Raw genomic sequence first — 18632 nt, 5'->3', positions numbered from 1 at the left:
ATGAACCTGTCGAGAAGAACGCGGCAGATTCTGGGTGCCGCGTCCGTGAGCGCGGTGGTGCTGACGGTGCCGGCCTGTTCCCTGGGACCGGACGACCTGCCCTCGGTCCGCGGCGGCGTCGGCGACACCTACGACCTGTCGCTCGAGTTCGCCAGCGTGATGAATCTGCCGGCGGGCGCCGACGTGATGATGGACGGTTTGCGGGTCGGCGAGGTCCGTTCCCTGCAGGTATCCGGATCGACGGTGACGGTGTCGGCCGGCATCGGAAGCGGCACCAGGATTCCCGCCGACGCGCGGGCGATCGTCCGTCAGGACACACTTTTGGGCGACACGTACATCGCGGTCACCGATGAGGGCGGCGATGCCGCCGGCGGGTATCTGCCTGCCGGAGGGACCATCCCCGTGAGCCGCACCATCTCGCCGCCGCAACTGGAGGACACCATCGCCGTGCTGGCGAACTTCGTCAACGGCGGCAGCATCCAGCGGATCGAGGATGTGATGGCCCGGGTGAATTCCGTCGTGCCGCCGCTCCCGGCCGTGCGCGACGTGGCGTCCGTGGCGGCGCTGGACATGCAGGACCTCGCTGCCCGGACCCAGGAGATCGACCGGACGCTGACGGGGTTGAACGAGACCGCACTGTCGTTCGACGACCGCACCGATGCCCTGTCGGCCATGTTCGACAGTTCCAGCGTGCACTACTGGCGGCGACTCGCGATCTCGGTGGTGTCGCACATCGGCCAGATCCTGCCCTCCGTCGGCAGCGTCTACGAAGGCGGATTGTGGATGGTTCCCATGCTGAACACGCTCGCAGACACGGGGGATGTGGCGCGCGACGTCTGGGACGAGGGGCCGGACACGACCGTCGTCCTGTCGCGCTTCCTGCGCAGCAGGATCGTGCCGTTCGCGCAGAAGCCCTCCGTCGAGATCGAGGGCATCGAATCTGCCGGGGGAGACCAGATCGTGGCCGACGCGGAGAACCTGCTCCGCATGCTGGGAGCAGTGAAATGACCCTCAAGACTTCGTTGTCGATTCTCGGCATGGTGGTGATCGCCGTGCTGTCGTTCCACTACATGGGCCGGGCGGGCCTGCACGTTGCCCGGTTCGACGACGTACGCACCGCCGCGCTGGACGTGCCGGACTCGAATGGTCTCGTCGTCGGTTCCCGTGTGCTGCTCCGGGGGGGTCGCAATCGGACACATCAGCGACGTGACGGCGTCGGCCGATCACATCGAGGTCGCGTGGAACTACGAGAGTGACCGGTCTATTCCGGCCGACAGCGAATTCCGCGTCGACAATCTGTCGGCGTTGGGCGAACCCTTCCTCGCCGTGCTGCCCTCGTCCGCCGCGGGACCGTACCTCGAGGACGGCGACACCGTCCCGGCGAACCAGGTCGTGGTCCCGACGACGTTCAAGGAGCTCTCGGAGCGCCTGACCAGGCTCCTCGAACAGGTGGATCCCGTTCGAGTGCAAGCGATCTTCGACACGATCGACGTCGCGCTTCCCGACGACTTCGCGGTCCTGAACAATCTCACGCGGGCGGGCGAACTACTCGCAGCGACGCTCACCCAGCAGTCCGACAACCTCACGACACTGTTCGACACTCTGCAGCCTCTGCTGATGGACAGCGCCATCCTGCCGGATGGTTTGCGGGATACGACCCCGATCGTCGCCGAGTTCGGCAGCGGGTTCCACGACGTGCTCGGCGGTATTCGATTCGCCACCGAGAAGGGTCCGCTGCGCGACGGAATCGCCGACGGAGCGAGCCCGTTCATCGGGGAGCTGCAGACGTTCCTCGACCACACCGCCCCGGACCTGCAGGTGATCGGCGTGAATCTCCTGCCCTCGGTCCAGGCCGGGGCGGCCGCGATGCGGACCGTCGACGTGGGCCGCCTGCTCGGCAACGTGTTGGCGTCCACCACATCCGGAGATGCACTGACAGTCCATCTCAGCCCGTCGGGACGGTAGACGCAGCCGCACCCCGAGACGTACTCGATCGTCCACCCCCGGAGATCGGACAGCCCAGCGAAAGGCGAACGATGCAGAAATCAATGGAACTCGTGAACTCCGGAACCGACCCCGGGGCCGATCCCTCCGACGGTGCGGGCGATCGCGAGCGCAGCGGGGGCAGGAACGTGCCGCTGCGGGCGGTGGTGGTCGGGGGGCTGGTCGCCGTTCTCGTCGTCGCACTGGCTGTGCTCGGGTGGCAACTGCGGAGCACGACCGACGAACTCGACCAACTCCACGACGCGTCGGCGAGCAGGCAGCAGGCGGAAAGGATCGCCCTCGACTATGCGACCGGCGCCGCCGAAATGGACTTTCGCGACCTGCCCGCGTGGCGAACACGGCTGACGGCGGGCACCGCCCCTGAACTGTCGAACCGTCTCACCCAGGCCGCGACGTCGATGGAACAGATCATCGCTCCGCTCCAGTGGACGTCGAGCGCGCAGCCGATCTCGGCGAAAGCAGAACCGGGACCGGACGGAACCTATTCGGTCGATTGCTTCGTCAGCGTCCTGACGAAGAACAGCCAGGCACCGGACGGACTTCAGTCGACGGCGACCTACAAGATGACGGTCGACGGCGGAAACGACTGGAAGATCACCGAGATCAGCGGAATCGACTCGGCACTCGACGGGGACAAGGCGCCGCGGTAGCCGGAGTTCGGGGCAGCCTGCTGGCGGCGTCGTACCTCGGGTACTCAGTCGCCGGAAGGCAGAACCGAGGGGACCAGGAACGTGCGGATCTTTTCGCGGAACCGTTCCAGCGAACCGGTGCCGCCGTTGAGTTGGCTGATACACATGATCTCCAGTTCCGAGATCCATTCGCACAGCAAGGGCAGATCGAGGTCGGCGCGGAGGTCGCCCGCCTCCTGCGCCTCGCGCAGAATAGGCTCCCACAGCTCGCTGGTCAGTTCGACGGCCTTGCCCGACGTCGTCAGCAGGGAGTTTGCCAGGGTCATCTCCGACGGGGAGACCAGCAGGTGGACCATCGGGTCCTTCAGACCGCTTTCGACGTTCTGGCTGATGCCCTCGACGAGTCGCTCCTCGATCGTGGGCCACTTCGCTATGAAGGCGCGGGCGGGCGCCATGTTCATGCGCGCGCGCCGTGCGACCGATTCGATGATCAGACTCTCGCGGTCCGAGAAGTACCGGTAGACGGTCGCGCGGGACATGTCCGCAGCGCGGGCGACGTCTTCCATGGTCGTCTTGGTGATCCCGAAGCGTTCGAAGCACGACTCCGCTGCGGAGAGGATCGTCGAGCGGACGTCGGTCGCGGGTTCGTTTCCAGTCCTTGCAGCCACCAGGAAACAGTACCGCCATCATTTCGCGTGAGACGCTAGACAATGAATGTCTCATGTGCCACTCTCGGTATATGGAGCGCGAAGACAAGATCACACTCACCGAGCGACTGATCGCACATGTCGACAACAACAGCACCGACTACGCGGACGACCTCCTTCGAGTGCCGTTCTCGGTGTTCAACGACCCCGAACTCGCCGAACGCGAGCGCACGGTGGTGCGGCGGCTGCCGCACATCGTCGCCCACGTCGACGAGCTGAAAAAGGCGGGCGACTTCGTCACGACCGAGCTGATCGGCACGCCGCTACTGGTGGTCAAGCAGACGGACGGCAGCGTCAAGGCCTTCTCCAACGTCTGCAGGCACCGGGGTTCGAAGGTGGAGTTCGAGGAAGCCGGCTGTAAGCGCATCTTCAGCTGCCCGTATCACAACTGGGCATACGGCCGCGGCGGAGATCTGCGGGGCATGCCGCACGCGGAAGGCTTCGACGGCATGGACCGCTCGCAGTACGGGCTCGTCGAGTTCCCCTGCGAGGTGCGGCACGGCCTGGTCTGGGTGGTTCCGACGGTCGGCGCCGAACTCGACATCGCCGCAATTCTAGGTCCCAAGCACGACGCCGAGGTGGCGGACACCGGTATGGCCGAGTCGTTCCAGGTACGGAAGGAGACCTGGAAACTCGACATGAACTGGAAGATCGCCGTCGACGGCGTCCAGGACTCGTACCATCTGTGCCAGTTGCACACCAAGACCGTGTGCAACTACCTCGAGGGCAACATCACGGCCTACGACCTGGTCGACCGTTCGTGGCGAATCGTCGTGGCCCGCAAGTCGATCACCGAGGTTCGCGGCGCAGATCCCGACTCGTTCGACGTCCGCGACTACTCCCTCGCGAACTACACGATCTATCCGGGCACGATGCTCGTGACCGAGCCCAACCACTTCGAGATCTGGACGATCGTGCCCGACACCGAAGATCCCAACGTGTCGTACTGCACCATTCGCCTGCTGTCCCCGAAGGAGCCCGAGACTCCGCGCGAGAAGCGGATTCTCGACAAGAACTGGGAACTCCTCATGGAGACCCTGCACGCAGAGGACTGGTTCGTCACGAAGACGATCACGGCCAACGCGGCGCACGGGCAGGTCGACGAGCTGATCTACGGACGCAACGAGCTCCCGGGCCAGGTATTCCACAAGATGATCACCCGGGACGCCGAGGAGGTCGCTCGGCAGGAGGCCGCAGTCGGCGGTGTGAGGTGACGACGGGCGACCTGCGCCGATCGTCGCCCGCACCCGGAGTGCTGCAACTCGACCTCGCGCGACCCGACGTGCACAACGCGATCACCCTCGGCCTGCAACGTGAACTCGATGCCGCGCTCGCCGAGGCGGCGGACGACTCGGACGTCCGGGTGGTGGTGCTGGCGGGGGAGGGTCCCGCTGCATTCTCCGCGGGATACGACCTGAAGGAACTCCGGGCGATGACGGCGGACGCCTGCGCCCTCAGTCTGCTCGAACGGGACGAACTGCTGTGGAGATACTTCACGTTCCCCAAACCCGTCGTCGCCGCGGTCCACGGCATGGCCTATGGCGCGGGCGCCCTGCTGGCGGTGTGCTCCGATCTGCGCGTGGGAGGTCCCGGCACCCGTATCACCGTCACCGCGGCGAAGTACGGCGGCGCCAACCTCACGTGGGTGCTCGACCACCTGATCGGGGCGGGGCAGGCCCGCGATCTGCTGCTGACGTCCCGAGCGGTCACCGGTGAGGAGGCGTACCGGATGGGTCTCGTCTCCCGGTACGCGTCCGACGGCGAGGTGCTCGGTTCCGCGCTCGAGGCGGCCGAACAGATCGCGGCGCAGCCTCCGGAAGCGATGCGCGAGATCAAGGCACTGCTGCTCGACGGACCGGGACGCGACCTGCGAAGCCGGTACGACCGGGAGAACGTCGTGTCGCGCACGACGCTCCGGCCGCGTCCGGTCGAGGAGATGTTCGGCTCGTACTTCGGACGGCGCGCCCGGTGAACCGCACGCCGTCACTCCTCACCACCGAAAGCGAGGTCCGGATGGACGCCACCGTCACGATTCCCGACGACATCTGGAGTCCCAGCTGGGACGACCCGTTCGAACCGACCACCGGCGGCGACGACGAGTTCGCGGAATTGGCAGAGGCCCTGCGCTCGGTGCAGGAGGCCGTCACCCGCAGCCGCCCGAACCCGGACGCGGCGAGTCGTGCGGCGCGTACGCTCCGCGATCTCGCGGGACGACTGGCGGAGTTCGAGGTCGGCGAGGACGAACAGATCGCCGGCCGGCGCTGGGATCTTCCCGGCCGTGGACAGACGCTGACACCACCGCTCCACGTCGACGAGGTGACCGCGACCCGGGCGTGTGGTCGCGTCACGGTCGGCAGATTCCATTCCGGGCGCTACGCGATGAACGGTGGCGTGACGCCGCTGATCTTCGACGAGATCCTCGCGCGCCTCGCCAACAGCTGCGGCAGACCGTGGGCCCGCACGGCGTACCTGCACGTCAACTATCGGGCGCCCGCACCACTCGACGTCGAATTGCGTGTGGAGGCGGAGTTCGCCGGCCAGGACGGTCGCAAGCGGTTCATGCGCGGTGCCATGTACCACGGAGACGTCCTCGTGGCCGACGTCGAGGGACTCTGGATCGAACTGAAACCTGAACAAACACAGAATGTCTCGCTGGCCGTGGGTCGGGGAGTGGAGGAGAGTTCATGAGTGGGTACTCGCTGTTGGACGGTGTGCGGGTCCTCGAGGTCGCCCAGCTGGCCCCGGCGTCGCTGGGTGGGCACCTCGCGGACCTTGGTGCCGAGGTGATCAAGGTGGAGTCGGGGCCGCTCGGCGACCCGGTCCGCGTCGGTGGCAGCCGGGCGATCGGCGATCCGGACGGGCCGGCGTTCATGCACCTGCGATGGAACCGCGGCAAGAAGTCCGTTGCGCTCGACCTACGCAGCCCCGAGGGCAAGGAGGCCTTCCTCGACCTCGCTCGCTCGTGTGACGCCGTCGTCGAAGGTATGCGCGGCGGCTACCTGGACTGGCTCGGAGTCGGCTACGAGCAACTGCGCCAAGTGAATCCGAAGATCGTGCTGTGTACAGTGTCGGGTATGGGCACCGACGGCCCGTACCGGGTTCTGGGCACCGGCGGTCCGGTGTTCGACGCATACGCCGGACTCCGCGAGGTGAGTACTCCCGCAGAGCCGCCGACCGAGGGCATGGCGGGATCGACAACGCCGCCGATCGCGATGTATGCGCTCGGCGCGTACGGGGCAATGGGTCTGCTCGCCGCGTTGCACAAGGCCGGAGCCACCGGTGTCGGCTGCCGCGTCGAGGTGGCGGGCATCGACGTCGCGGCCGCGTGGATGCCCGACACGGTGGACGCAGAGTTGAACAGGGACCGCTCGATGCCGCGTCCGTCCTGGCTCCCGGACGGCCGGCTGCCCGACTGGCCGCGGCTCGAGGCCTACCGCACCAGCGACGGCGAGGCGATCCTGTTCGGGTCGCACGTGGAGAAGTTCTGGCACAACTTTCTGGTCGCGGTCGGGCGTCAGGACCTGATCGGTGTCGACCTCACCAGCACCGACGAGGGCGCTCCCGCCCGCGCGGACCTCGTGTGGCGTGCGCTGACGGAGATCTTCGCGCTGCGCACCCGCGCCGAGTGGGTGCAGCTGTTCCTCGAACACGGCATCGCGGGAGGTCCGGTCAACAGCGTGTCCGACATGCTCGCGGACCCGCACTTCCGGGCGCGGGAGAACACCTACCGGGTCGACTACCCGGGGGTCGGTGAACTCGAATTCGTGGTCAGCCCGGTGCGCGTCGCCGGGGAGAAGTTCGCGCCCGCGCTGCCACCGGTCGTGGGCGCGGACACCGCGGAGGTGCTGCGGTCGGTGGCCGGGTACGACGATGCGCGGATCACCGCGGCGATCGACCCGGGCAGCTCTCGGCGCGAGGTACCTCCGGCCGGCTGATCGGACGTATCCCGTAGAAAGCAACACCCACACGAAACGTACTGTGTGGGTGTTGTTTTCGTTGTCCGGACCGGTTCGGATCCACAGCACGCAAGTCGGGGATCGGGCATTGCGCAAGGTGCCTACAGCTGTTAGGTTTACGGAACGAAGTGAGGGTGGTCACACCCGTCGACGCCGCGGCCGGGTGGACCGGCTGACGACAACGAGGAGCACAGATGAATCTCGCGGACCTGACCCGGTTCTGGGGTAAGACGCGTTCGCGCCAACAGGCGATCGTGTTCGGGGACACATCGCAGACCTGGGCCGAGGTCGACGCGATCACCGACGCACTCGCCCGCGGGCTCGCGGCCCGCGGCGTCCGCAAGGGCGACCGGGTGGCGGTGATGATGCTCAATCGCCCCGAACTCGCGCATGTCATCCTGGCGACACTCAAGCTCGGCGCGATCAGCGTCCCGCTCAACTTCCGGCTCACCGCCAAGGAGCTGGCACCGATGGTGGTCGACTCCGCGCCACGCGTGGTGATCGTCGAGGACGGCTTCGCGTCGCTGCTCGAAGTCGCCGCCGAGCAGACGGAATTCGAGACCTACGCGATCGGGGGCACCGCCCACCAGCCGTACGAGCGGCTGATCGACCCCGGAACCGCACCCGTCGTCGCCATCGACGCCGACGACCCCGGCTTCATCTGCTACACCTCGGGGACCACCGGCGTGCAGAAGGGCGCCCTGATCACCCACCGCAACGCGATGACCCCCGGCATCTCGCAGTCGATCACGTTCGGATTCTCGCAGCGGGACCGGGTGCTGTGCTCCGCCCCGCTGGTGTACACCGGCTCGGTCCTGTCGATCTTCATGCAGCTCGTCGTCGTGCCTGGCGCGACGATGGTCCTGCTGCGCGAGTACGACCCGGAGATCGCCCTCGACACCTTCGAGCGCGAGCAGATCACGGCCACCACGACCGTCCCGGTGATCTGGGAACGGATGACGATGCTGCCCGACTTCGGCACCCGCAAGCTCGCCAAGTTCACCTTCGCCGGCACGGGTGGCGCGCCGGTCAGCCTGGACCTGCTCGACTTCTATCGGTCACACGACATCCCGCTCACGCAGTGCTACGGCCTGACCGAGGCGTCCGGCATGGTCTCGACCCTCGCGTATGAAGACGCCGTGTCGCGTCCCGGCTTCGCCGGGCTGCCGCTGGTCGGCACCCACGTCCGGATCGGTGATCCGGGAGTCGACACCCCGGCCGGTGAGGTCGGCGAGATCCTGGTCCGCGGCGAGCACGTGCTGCGGGAATACTGGAATAAACCCGAAGCCACCGCTGCGACCCTCGGCGACGGATGGCTACGCACCGGCGACCTCGGCATGCAGGACGAGGGCGGATTCCTCAAGATCGTCGATCGCAGCAAGGACATGCTGATCTCCGGTGGCCTCAACGTCTATCCCGCCGAGATCGAGAAGGCGCTGCACGGTATCGACGGTCTGGTCGATCTCGCCGTCATCGGGGTCAAGGACGATCGGTGGGGCGAGGTGCCGATGGTGGTGTTCCACAGCGAGCGTCCCGCCGCCGAGATCGTCGCCGACATCGCCGCGGTCGCAGGCGAGAACCTGGCGAAGTTCAAGCGCCCCAAGCACGCCGTCGCCCTCGGTGAACCCCTGCCCCGAACGTTCTCCGGCAAGCTCGCCAAGCCGTCTCTGCGCCAACGCTTCCCAGAGGCACCCGCCGACGCACTCGCGGTCGACGGCACCGTCACCCCGGTCTAGGGCGCCCATCCAGCTCGAGGCTTCATCCCCTGCGGTCCCCCCTCCCGAGAGGAATTCACGTCGTGGCCCCAACTCGTGATGTCGACATGTCCCACCTCATCGACACCGCACCGGTGTCGGCCCTCCAGAAACGAGCCATCGCGCTGTGCCTGGCGCTCGCGATCCTCGATGGCATGGATGCCCAGCTGATCGGATTCGCGATTCCTGCGCTGTCCGAGGACTGGGGCCTGTCCAAGGCCTCGTTCGGACTGCTGCTGGCCCTCAGCAGCGGCGCGATGGTCGTGGGCAGCCTGCTGTTCGGTCCCGTCGCCGACCGGTGGGGCCGTCGCCGGGTGATCCTGCTGTGCACCGTGCTGTTCGCGGTGTTCACGCTCGCGTCCGCATTCGCGCCGTCGATGGGTGTGCTGATCGTGCTGCGCATCCTCGCCGGAATCGGGCTCGGTGGCGTCACCCCGAACCTGATCGCACTCACCAGTGAATACAGTCCCGCGCGTAGCCGCTCCACCATGGTCACCATCGTCGTTGCCGGCATGTCCCTCGGTGGATTCCTCGGCGGACTCGCTGCTGCTCAACTGATCCCGGCGTACGGGTGGCAGTCGATCTTCGTGGCCGGTGGCGTTCTCCCGCTGGTCGTGGCGGCGCTGGCGTGGGCCGGGTTACCCGAGTCGGGCAAGTTCCTCGCCGCGCGGGGCGACCACGCCGGCGCCGCGAAGATCCTCTCGGCGATCGCCCCGCAGGCCGGGATCAGTGGCTCGGTGACGTTCACCGTGGACACCGCGGCCACGAAATCGCCCATCCGGGAACTCTTCGCCGGCGGCCGGGCACTGGACACGATCCTGCTGTGGGTCGTGTTCGTCATCAACTTCCTGGTGATCTATTTCCTGTTCGGTTGGATGCCGTCGCTGTTCAGCCAGGCCGGGCAGAGCGCGTCCAATGCGATCTTGGCGGCCGCACTGTTCAACCTCGGCGGCATGGCCGGCGCGCTGTCCATCGGGTGGATCACCGACCGGGTCGGCACCGCGTGGGCCCGGTCCCGGGGCTCGGATGCCGCCTACGCGGTCGTGATGGCGGGCTACACGCTCGGGGCCCTGTTCATCGGCGCTGTCGCGATGTTCCTGGCGAACCCGACCCTGCTGCTCATCACGATCTGCATCGTCGGATTCGGTATGTCCGGCAGTTCGGCGGGCATCATCGCGATCGCCGCGTCGATCTACCCGGTGGCGGCGCGCTCCACCGGCATCGGCTGGGCGATGGGAATCGGGCGCATCGGGTCCATCGCAGGGCCGACCCTCGGCGCCGCCCTGATCGCGGCCGGAATGGACGCACGCACGATCTTCCTGCTGATGATCGTGCCGACCGCCGTCGCCGTCCTCACCCTCGGTGCGCTGTTCGTGCGGGAACGACTGCGCGGGCGCGCCGCCATCGGGGCCGCGGAACCGGCAGCCGTGCCGGCGGAGGCGCACTGAAACCATGCGACCCGTCACGTCCCGGCGTACCTCATTCTGCAGGCTGTGTGCCTCCTCGTGCGGGGTCCTCCTCGACGTCGAGGACGGACGGATCGCACGTGTGCTCGGTGATGCCCACCATCCGATCTCCGGTGGGTACACCTGCCCGAAGGGTCGTCGCGGTGGCGACCTCGTCCACGGGCCGGACCGGCTGACCACCTCGATGCGGCGCACCGCCGCCGGCACCCATGAGCCGGTGCCGGTGGCGCGCGCCGTCACCGACATCGCGGAGCGGCTGCGCACCATCGTGGACCGGCACGGACCGGAGGCGGTCGCCCTGTTCATGGGGACGCAGCAGAACTTCGCCGCTCTCACCCCGCCGATGGCCCGGGCCTGGTTCCGGGGCACCGGCTCACACAAGCTGTTCTCCACGATGACCATCGATCAGTCCGCGAAATGGGTTGTCGCCGAACGGATGGGAACGTATCTCGGGGGGCGGCATCGGTTCGAGGACGCGGATGTGTGGCTCCTGGCCGGCACCAACCCCGTCGTGTCCGGCAACGGCGGCGACGGGGACGGTGCGGTGGTGCAGAACCCGTCCGTCACCCTGCGGGCGGCACGCGAGCGGGGGCTGCGGCTGATCGTCGTCGACCCGCGGCGCACCGAGACCGCGGCCCTGGCCGACCTGCACCTGGCGCCCCGCCCCGGGACGGACGCAGTACTGTTCGCCGGCCTCCTCCATGTCGTCCTCACCGAACACCTCCACGACGCAGACTTCTGCCGCCGGTATACCGCCGATGTGGCCGGTCTCGTCGACGCAGTGGCCGCGGTGACTCCGGCGGTGGTACAGCGGATCTGCGGCGTGTCCTCCGACGAGGTCACCGCGGCAGCCCGGATGTTTGCACGTGGCACGCGCGGCATGGCGACCACCGGGACGGGGCTGTGCATGGGCCCGCACTCGAACCTCGCGGAGCACCTCGTTGCCGCCCTGAATGTGGTGTGCGGCCGGTACCTGCGTGAGGGGGAGCGGGCGGACGACCGCGCCGTCCTGACCCGGCGCGTGCCCGCGCGCGCGGAGGTCGCACCACCCACCCGGGCCTACGAGCACGGATTCCGCAGCCGCATCGGTGGGGTGCGTGCGATTCGCGGTGAGCTGCCGTCCGGCATCCTCGCCGACGAGATCCTCGAACCCGGTCCCGACCGGGTGCGGGCGCTGATCGTCTCCGGAGGCAACCCGGCAGCGGCTCTACCCGACCGTGGGAAGGCGTTGCGCGCAATGCGATCACTGGACCTGCTGGTGTGCGTCGACACCCGCATGTCGGATACCGCACGGCTCGCGCACTACGTGATCGCCCCGACGACGATGTATGAACGCGCCGATCACACCGCGATCATGGAGCCGTTCTTCCCGCGCCCGTTCGCGCAGTTCACCCCCGCTGTCGTGACGCCGCCGCCCGGCGTCGTCGACGACTGGCAGTTCTTCCTCGACCTCGCCGCTGCGTCGGGACAGCCGGTCAAGTTCGCCGGCCGCATTCTCGATCCCGCATCACCGCCGACCTCCGAGCAACTGCTCGCGATGACGGCGGAGCGGGGACGTGTCGCGTTCCCGGACCTGGTCGCCGCCCCGCACGGGTATCTCGCCGGGGCCAGCGGGGCCGTCGTGTGCCCGGCCACCGAGGAGGGTGCCGGGCACCGCCTGACGCTGATGCCCGACGACGTGCGCGCCGAACTACACGCGGCGTTGACGGATATGTCTGTCACCGAACGGTATCCGCTGCTTCTGACGGTGCGCCGGATCCGTGAGGCGGTGAACTCCACCGGCATACGCGTTCCGGGGCTCGTTCCGGGCGGGACCAATCCGGCGAGCCTGCACCCGGACGACCTGGCCACCCTCGAGATCACCGACGGGCAGGTGGTGACGCTGCGTTCGGCGTCCGGGCGGCTGCGTGCGACCGCGCGCGCGGACCGCACCCTCGCCCGGGGCACCGTGTCGATGACGCACTGCTTCGGCAGCGTCGACCCGCAGGGCGACGCCGGCGTGAACGTGAACGTGCTCACCGGAACCGGTGCCGGAGTGCAGGCGATCAACGCGATGCCGACGATGACCGCCGTGCCCGTCGCGGTCGAGCCGGCCGCATCCGAGGAGGACGCGTGAAGACCGATACCGAACCAGTTACCGGACGCCGCATCTGCCCGCTGTGTGAATCGACCTGTGGGCTGCTCGTCGAACTCGCCGGCCGCGACATCGTGCGGGTAGCCCCCAACCCCGACGACGTGATGAGCGCCGGGCACAGCTGCGCGAAGGGGCTCGGCCTCGGCCGCATCGAGGGCGACCCGGATCGTATCCGGACACCGCTCCTGCGCACTGCGGGCGGTGGATTCCGGGAGGCCGGCTGGGAAGAGGCGTTCGCCGAGATCGAGCGCAGGCTACCGGAATTCGTTACCGGCGATCCGGGCAGCTGCGCGATCTACCACGGCAACCCGGCCGCCCATCACCTCGACGCCACGTTCTACCTGGGCGAGCTGATCGGCGCCGTCGGCACCAGGAACATCTACTCGCCGGCCAGCGTCGACACCTGGCCGAAGAACCTCGCGCACATGCTGCTGTACGGCACCGGACTGGGCATGAGCCTGCCCGACCTCGACCGCACCGACTACCTGCTGATCCTCGGCTCGAATCCGATGGTCTCCAACGGCAGCACCGTCACCGCACCCGGTATGCACCACCGACTGCAGGCGCTGCGCGACCGGGGCGGCACCCTCGTCGTGGTGGACCCGGTGCGGACCCGCACCGCCGAGGTTGCGGACGTGCACGTGCCGATCCGCCCCGGCACGGACTCCCTGTTCCTGCTCGGGGTGCTGTCCGTGATCGCGGCGGACGGCCTGGCCCGGCCCGACCGGGTGCCGGAGGTGGTCGACGGCGTGGACGCCGCGCTGGCGTTGGCCGCGGAGTTCGGTGCCGACGCCGTCGCCGACGTGTGCGGGATCGACGCCGACGTGATCCGCACGGTGGCCCGCGGGTTCGCGGGAGCTCCTGCAGCGGTCGCACATTCGCGGATCGGGACGTGCATGCAGGAGTTCGGCACCCTCGCGAACTGGCTCGTCGAGGTACTCACTATCGTGACCGGCAACCTGGACCGGCCCGGCGGTGCGATGTTCGCGTTGCCGCCCGCGGGCGGGCAGAACACCTGGCCGGTGACCAGGCCGCCGAAGCTGATGTTCGACCGGTGGCGCTCGCGGGTCCGGGGACTGCCGGAGGCGATGGGGGAGTTGCCCGCGGTCTGCTTCGCGGAGGAGATCCTCACTCCCGGACCCGGCCGCACCCGTGCACTGATCACCCTTGCCGGGAACCCGGCCCGCTCCCTGCCCAACAGCGGCGCGATCGAGGACGCACTCGATGCGCTCGAGTTCATGGTCTCGGTGGACTGCTATCTCAACGAGACCACTCGGCACGCGGACGTCATCCTGCCCCCGCCGGCGGTGACCACCCGGGGCCACCACGACGTGACGCTGGCGCACTTTCAGATTCGGAACGTCGCACGCTACACCCCGCCGCTTCTCGACCTCGCCGTCGGCGAAATGGCGGAATGGCAGATCCTGCTGCGGCTGGCGGCGATCGCGAAGGGAACCCCCGACCGGCCGATCGACGAGATGGACGACGACATGGCTGGTGTCGCGGCTCGGCGCGCCGCGAAACTCGTCGGCTGCGAGCCGGAACGGGCGCTGCGCAGCACTGACGGCCGTCGCGGACCGCAGCGCCTGCTGGACCTGCGGCTGCGCAGCGGACCCTACGGTGACCGTTTCGGCCGCGATCCCGACGGGCTGACCCTCGCGCGGCTGGAGGGCAACCCGGACGGCATCGACTACGGGCCGCTGGAGCCGCGCCTCCCGGGGGTGCTCCGTACCCCGGACGGGCGGATCGACCTGGTGCCGGAGATGATCGCCGCGGACCTGCCGCGGCTGCGGGCGAGCATGACGAGGCCCGCTCCGGATCTGCTGCTGATCAACCGGCGCCAGCGCCGAGGCATGAATTCGTGGCTGCACAACGCGCTGCCGCAGACGGACGCCGGCCAATGCGCGCTGCTGATCAGTCCGCACGACGCGTCCGAGCGCGGCCTGGTCAGCGGCGACCGCGTTGCGGTGACCTCCCGCATCACCACCGTGACCGCCGAGCTGCGCCTCGACGACGCGTTGCGTCCCGGTGTGGTGAGCATGCCGCACGGGTGGGGCCACGACGGGCCGGGTCTGCGGACGTCCCGGTCGGCATCGGTCGCGGGCAGCAATTACAACGCCCTGGTGGACGACACCACCGACCTCGAGGCGCTGACGGCGTCCCCGATCTTCAACGGCGTCCCGGTCACGGTGACGCGCACCAGCGAGGAGCATCCCTGATGGCGTACGTGGTTACCCAGAACTGTTGCAACGACGCGACCTGCGTTGCGGTCTGTCCGGTCGACTGCATCCACCCGACCCCTGCGGAGCGGGAGTACAAGCGCACCGAGATGCTGTACATCGATCCTGCCGCCTGCATCGACTGCGGAGCCTGCTCCGATGTCTGTCCCGTGGACGCGATCGTCCCCGGCGACGCGGCTGCGCCGGACATCGACCGGTACCGCGAGATCAACTCGGAGTACTTCGAACGGAATCCGCGCACCTCCCCGTCGGGCGCGCACGTGCAGCCGCTTCCGGTCGGCCTCGCGACCGCCGACGTCGCCCACCCACCGGTGTTGCGGGTGGCGATCGTCGGATCCGGTCCGTCGGCGTTCTACGCCGCCGAGGAACTACTGGCTCGCCGCGACATCGCCGCCGAGGTCACGATGTTCGAAAGACTCCCGGTTGCAGGCGGACTCGTGCGGTTCGGCGTCGCGCCGGACCACTGGCACACCAAGACGGTGGACCGGGTGTTCGACCGCACCGCACGGCGGGACGGCTTCACGTTCCACCTGGGCGTCGACGTCGGGCGGGACGTGACGATCGACGAGGTGCTGGCCCACCATCACGCGGTGATCCACGCGTCCGGAGCGGCCGGGGACCGCCGCCTCGGCGTCCCCGGCGAGGATCTGACGGGCAGCCATGCTGCCCGGGAGTTCGTGGCCTGGTACAACGGCCACCCCGAGCACGCCGACCGTGCGTTCGACCTCACCGCGCGGCGTGCGGTCGTGGTCGGCAACGGCAACGTGGCGCTCGACGTCGCCCGCATTCTCGTCTCCGATAGGGAGACCCTGGGCCGCACCGACATCGCAGATCACGCGCTCGCGGCCCTCGCCGTCAGCCGGATCGAGGAGGTGGTGGTGCTCGGCCGACGGGGACCCGGACACGCGGCGTGCACCACACCGGAACTGCTCGCGCTCGGCTCACTGCCCGGCATCGACGTCCTCGTCGAGGGGCCCGTGACGGCGGGCCCGGAAGCCCCGACCAAACTGAAGATCCTGGCAGAGTACTCCCGGAGGGAGGCGACTCCGGGAAACAAGCGCATCGTGCTGCGCTTCGGCACGGCCCCTCGGGAAGTGCTCGGCGCGGACCGTACCGAGGCGTTGCTGGTGACCGACACCGACGTGGGCACCGTGGACCGGATCGAATGTGGGATGGTCCTGCGGGCTGTGGGATACCGCGGACTTCCCATCGCAGGCCTCCCGTTCGACGAGACCGCCGGCACCGTGGCCAACGTGTCGGGGCGCGTCGTCGAACCGGGCACCGGGCAACCCGTCGCCGGCCACTACGTGGCGGGCTGGATCAAGCGCGGGGCGACCGGCGTGATCGGCACCAACCGCTATTGCGCCGCGGAGACCGTCGAGGCCCTGCTCGACGATCACCGCGTGGGCCTCCTCGCAGCGCCGACCGTGTCCGCGGCCGACCTGACGGCGCTGGTGCGGGCCCGGCAACCCGCCTCGCTGGGCGGCGCGGACTGGCGCGCGATCGACCGCTACGAGCGTGCGAGGGGGCGGGAGGCGGGCCGGCCCCGCATCAAGATCGTCGATGCCGGGGAGGCGGCTGTTGTCGCGGGTGCGGCCACCAAATGAGTGAAACGGAGTCGACGCACGTGCACACCTTCTGCCGGATCTGCGAGCCTGGGTGCGGCCTGCTCGCGGAGGTACGTGAGGACGAGGTCGTCCGGTTGCAGCCCGACACGGCGCACCCCGTGCACAAGGGGTTCTCCTGCCACAAGGGCGTGCACTACCTCCAGGTGCACCGCGATCCGGACCGGCTCGACCGGCCGCTGAAGAGGATCAACCCGCGGAGCGAGGAGCGGGGAGCCTTCGAGCCGGTCGAGTGGGACGTCGCGGCGCGCGAGATCGCCGACAGGCTCCAGGAGGTGCGTCGCGCACACGGTCGCAACGCCCTCGCCGTCTACCAGGGTAATCCGTCGGCCTTCAACGGCGCGTACTACGCGAACGCCGCCACGATCGCCCGCGGCTTCGACACCCGGATGCGCTTCAGTGCGGGGACACAGGACACCTCCGCCAAATACGCTGCAAGCGAAGCGATCTACGGTGCATCGATGGCGCACCCGATCCCCGACCTGCTGCACACGGACTACTTCCTGTGCCTGGGCAGCAATCCGCAGGTCTCGCACATGACGTTGATCCACATCTCGGATCCGATGGCCAAGATCCGGGCCGTGAACGAGCGGGGCGGAACCGTGCTGTTCGTCAATCCGCGCCGCATCGAGTCGTCGTCGCCGGAGACCGGTGAGGTGCTGCTGATCAAGCCGGACACCGATTTCTACTTTCTCGCCGGGATCCTGCACGAGATCGTCTTCCGGATCGGGTACGACCGCGACGAGGTGGAACGTCACGCGCGACGCGTCGACGAGTTGCTCGACTTCGTCCGGCGGTATCCCGTCGACAGGATCGCCGCGGTCACCGGCATCGACGCGGACACGATCCGTCAGGTGGCGGAGGACTTCTGTGCGGCGCCGAGCGCGAGCATCTACATGGCGACCGGTGTGAACCAGGGCAGGCAGGGCGCGCTGGCCTACTGGATGCTCACCATGGTGAGCCTGTTCTCCGGCAATCTCGGCAGGCGCGGCGGCAACATCTACTCTCGTGGTGTCGCCGACGTGGTGCAGAATTCGAAACGCAAGCGGGAGGACCCGTTCTACGAAGGTCCCTTCGGTGAGATGCGCACCGTGAGCGGCGATCTGCCCGCCGCGCTGCTCCCGGAGTTCATCGAGAACCCCGACGACCCGATTCGCGCGCTGATCGTGGTGTCGGGCAACCCGTTGCTGTCGGTCGGTGGCGACGAGCGGCTGCGCCGCGCATTCGAGCGGCTCGACCTGATCGTCACGGTCGATCTGTACCGCACCGTCACCGGAGAGATGGCGGACTACGTTCTGCCGGCCACGGATTGGCTGGAGCGGGAAGACGTCAACTTCCTCAACGCGATGGGTGTCGCAATGGAGCCCTACGTGCAGTACACACCCGCCGTCGTGCCGGCGAAGGGGGAGCGCCGCGACGACTGGTGGATCCTGTCCCGCATCCAGCAGGAGATGGGCGTCCGGACACTGCTCGACGACCCCGATCCGAATCCGTTCGCCGTGGTCGACGCGACGATGCGGGACTCGGGTCTGAGCATCGAGGCGTTGAAGGCGATGCCCTGTCAGACTGCGGTGCTGCCGGAGGCCGATCCCTCGCACGTGTTCAGCATCGCGGTCCAGCACGACGACGGCCTGATCGACTGCTCCCCGACACTCTTTCAGCGGTCGTACCGGACAGCCGAGCGCATCTTCGAGGAGCTGGCCGCGGAACCCGCCGACCAGCTCACGCTGATCACGCGCCGCACGCATTACATGGTCAACAGCTGGCTGCACAACCTATCGGTGTTCAAACAGGGTGTCCACCAGAGCAATCCACTGTGGATGAACCCGGACGATGCCCGCCGTCGAGACCTCGTCGAGGGCGACGACGTGGCGGTGCGCAATTCTCACGGCGAGGTCGACGCCGTGCTTGTGTGTGACGAGACCCTGCGCTCGGGGGTCGTCGCGATGACCCACGGGTGGGGGCAGAGCACGGCCGGGGGGCTCGACGTGGCGAGGCGCCACCCCGGCGTGAACGTCAACCGGCTCGCGCCCACCGGCCGGACTGGGTACGACCCACTCAGTAACCAGTCGCAGCTCACCGGCATCAAGGTCGACGTGGTCCGGCGCTGAATCGGC

The 18632-nt window shown here is 68.4% G+C and carries 15 protein-coding genes; 14 read left to right on the top strand and 1 reads right to left on the bottom strand.

Translation table 11 applies throughout. The features are described 5' to 3' along the window. The 4 genes from WKC72_RS24520 (at position 1) to WKC72_RS24505 (ending at position 2654) form a co-directional block, all read left to right on the top strand. On the top strand, positions 1–1008 hold the full coding sequence (locus WKC72_RS24520; RefSeq protein ID WP_370179824.1) for an MlaD family protein: 1008 nt from the start codon (positions 1–3) through the stop codon (positions 1006–1008). Next, positions 1005–1256: a hypothetical protein gene (locus tag WKC72_RS24515; protein WP_370179822.1), complete on the top strand. Its 252-nt coding sequence runs from the start codon at positions 1005–1007 to the stop codon at positions 1254–1256. The genes WKC72_RS24520 and WKC72_RS24515 overlap by 4 nt, the downstream gene beginning before the upstream one ends. Next, positions 1207–1965 (top strand): MlaD family protein, encoded by a 759-nt coding sequence (locus WKC72_RS24510; protein WP_370179820.1) that lies wholly within the window; start codon positions 1207–1209, stop codon positions 1963–1965. The genes WKC72_RS24515 and WKC72_RS24510 overlap by 50 nt, the downstream gene beginning before the upstream one ends. Positions 1966–2036: 71 nt before the next feature. Then, the gene (locus tag WKC72_RS24505; RefSeq protein ID WP_370179818.1) at positions 2037–2654 is read left to right on the top strand and encodes a hypothetical protein; all 618 of its coding nucleotides are present in this window, start codon (positions 2037–2039) and stop codon (positions 2652–2654) included. Positions 2655–2698: 44 nt separating this feature from the next. Here the strand turns inward: WKC72_RS24505 and WKC72_RS24500 are convergent, their stop codons facing one another. Next, complete coding sequence (locus WKC72_RS24500; RefSeq protein ID WP_370179816.1) at positions 2699–3301, bottom strand: TetR/AcrR family transcriptional regulator; 603 nt, start codon at positions 3299–3301, stop codon at positions 2699–2701. 71 nt (positions 3302–3372) lie between these two features. Between WKC72_RS24500 and WKC72_RS24495 the strand changes: the two genes are divergently transcribed. The 10 genes from WKC72_RS24495 (at position 3373) to WKC72_RS24450 (ending at position 18626) form a co-directional block, all read left to right on the top strand. Continuing rightward, entirely contained in the window at positions 3373–4554 is a 1182-nt protein-coding gene (locus tag WKC72_RS24495; protein WP_370179814.1) for a Rieske 2Fe-2S domain-containing protein, read from the top strand. After that, a complete protein-coding gene (locus WKC72_RS24490; RefSeq protein ID WP_370179812.1) occupies positions 4551–5312 on the top strand; it encodes an enoyl-CoA hydratase/isomerase family protein in 762 nt (253 codons plus the stop codon). The genes WKC72_RS24495 and WKC72_RS24490 overlap by 4 nt, the downstream gene beginning before the upstream one ends. 41 nt (positions 5313–5353) lie before the next feature. Beyond that, complete coding sequence (locus WKC72_RS24485) at positions 5354–6028, top strand: PaaI family thioesterase (protein ID WP_370184484.1); 675 nt, start codon at positions 5354–5356, stop codon at positions 6026–6028. Continuing rightward, the gene (locus tag WKC72_RS24480) at positions 6025–7275 is read left to right on the top strand and encodes a CaiB/BaiF CoA transferase family protein (protein WP_370179810.1); all 1251 of its coding nucleotides are present in this window, start codon (positions 6025–6027) and stop codon (positions 7273–7275) included. The genes WKC72_RS24485 and WKC72_RS24480 overlap by 4 nt, the downstream gene beginning before the upstream one ends. A gap of 215 nt (positions 7276–7490) precedes the next feature. After that, positions 7491–9032, top strand: a complete 1542-nt coding sequence (locus WKC72_RS24475; RefSeq protein ID WP_370179808.1) for a class I adenylate-forming enzyme family protein — start codon at positions 7491–7493, stop codon at positions 9030–9032. A 62-nt stretch (positions 9033–9094) separates the two neighbouring features. Further along, positions 9095–10498 (top strand): MFS transporter, encoded by a 1404-nt coding sequence (locus WKC72_RS24470; protein WP_370179806.1) that lies wholly within the window; start codon positions 9095–9097, stop codon positions 10496–10498. 4 nt (positions 10499–10502) lie between these two features. Beyond that, the gene (locus WKC72_RS24465) at positions 10503–12632 is read left to right on the top strand and encodes a molybdopterin-dependent oxidoreductase (RefSeq protein WP_370179804.1); all 2130 of its coding nucleotides are present in this window, start codon (positions 10503–10505) and stop codon (positions 12630–12632) included. After that, positions 12629–14869, top strand: coding sequence for a molybdopterin-dependent oxidoreductase (locus tag WKC72_RS24460; RefSeq protein WP_370179802.1), 2241 nt, complete (start codon positions 12629–12631; stop codon positions 14867–14869). The genes WKC72_RS24465 and WKC72_RS24460 overlap by 4 nt, the downstream gene beginning before the upstream one ends. After that, positions 14869–16497: an FAD-dependent oxidoreductase gene (locus tag WKC72_RS24455; RefSeq protein ID WP_370179800.1), complete on the top strand. Its 1629-nt coding sequence runs from the start codon at positions 14869–14871 to the stop codon at positions 16495–16497. Before WKC72_RS24460 ends, WKC72_RS24455 begins: the two co-directional genes overlap by 1 nt. Next, positions 16494–18626, top strand: a complete 2133-nt coding sequence (locus WKC72_RS24450) for a molybdopterin-dependent oxidoreductase (protein WP_370179798.1) — start codon at positions 16494–16496, stop codon at positions 18624–18626. The genes WKC72_RS24455 and WKC72_RS24450 overlap by 4 nt, the downstream gene beginning before the upstream one ends. Positions 18627–18632 lie beyond the last annotated feature (6 nt).

This window comes from Rhodococcus wratislaviensis, assembly GCF_041228765.1.
Taxonomy (GTDB): Bacteria; Actinomycetota; Actinomycetes; order Mycobacteriales; family Mycobacteriaceae; genus Rhodococcus_F; species Rhodococcus_F wratislaviensis.
The sequence above is the reverse complement of the archived record's forward strand: the minus strand, read 5'-3'. Positions and strand labels throughout refer to the sequence as shown.

Coding starts and splice junctions, on each gene's coding strand:
- WKC72_RS24520 (WP_370179824.1), top strand. CDS start 1: ATGAACCTGTCGAGAAGAACGCGGCAGATTCTGGGTGCCGCGTCCGTG.
- WKC72_RS24465 (WP_370179804.1), top strand. CDS start 10,503: ATGCGACCCGTCACGTCCCGGCGTACCTCATTCTGCAGGCTGTGTGCC.
- WKC72_RS24455 (WP_370179800.1), top strand. CDS start 14,869: ATGGCGTACGTGGTTACCCAGAACTGTTGCAACGACGCGACCTGCGTT.
- WKC72_RS24480 (WP_370179810.1), top strand. CDS start 6,025: ATGAGTGGGTACTCGCTGTTGGACGGTGTGCGGGTCCTCGAGGTCGCC.
- WKC72_RS24505 (WP_370179818.1), top strand. CDS start 2,037: ATGCAGAAATCAATGGAACTCGTGAACTCCGGAACCGACCCCGGGGCC.
- WKC72_RS24450 (WP_370179798.1), top strand. CDS start 16,494: ATGAGTGAAACGGAGTCGACGCACGTGCACACCTTCTGCCGGATCTGC.
- WKC72_RS24495 (WP_370179814.1), top strand. CDS start 3,373: ATGGAGCGCGAAGACAAGATCACACTCACCGAGCGACTGATCGCACAT.
- WKC72_RS24515 (WP_370179822.1), top strand. CDS start 1,005: ATGACCCTCAAGACTTCGTTGTCGATTCTCGGCATGGTGGTGATCGCC.
- WKC72_RS24485 (WP_370184484.1), top strand. CDS start 5,354: ATGGACGCCACCGTCACGATTCCCGACGACATCTGGAGTCCCAGCTGG.
- WKC72_RS24475 (WP_370179808.1), top strand. CDS start 7,491: ATGAATCTCGCGGACCTGACCCGGTTCTGGGGTAAGACGCGTTCGCGC.